Genomic DNA, 234 nt, shown 5'->3' with positions numbered 1-234 from the left:
CCGGGTCGTTTAAAGGTGTAGTCTTTGGTCACCACGGAAGAAGGGCGGATTTGGGCGCTGTAGCGAAACTGGCTGATGCAGAGGGTGCTTACCTCGGTACGGGTGTTCGGATTCCAGGGGATCTCAAAGGACTCCGGCAGATAACGCACGGTATCGCACAGGACCAGGCTCTGGTCGGTACTTTTTTGCGCGTGCTCCTCATAAAAGAAGATGCCTTCCTCCGCCGCCATCCGG

The 234-nt window shown here is 56.8% G+C and carries 1 protein-coding gene; it reads right to left on the bottom strand.

Features of this window, described 5'->3' with window-relative positions:
* On the bottom strand, window positions 1-234 hold a 234-nt coding region (locus RTW80_RS30900), incomplete at both ends, for a contractile injection system protein, VgrG/Pvc8 family (protein WP_312722077.1).

Origin of the sequence: Escherichia sp. AM3, from assembly GCF_032029835.1 — a bacterium.
Taxonomy (GTDB): domain Bacteria; phylum Pseudomonadota; class Gammaproteobacteria; order Enterobacterales; family Enterobacteriaceae; genus Escherichia; species Escherichia coli.
The sequence above is the reverse complement of the archived record's forward strand: the minus strand, read 5'-3'. Positions and strand labels throughout refer to the sequence as shown.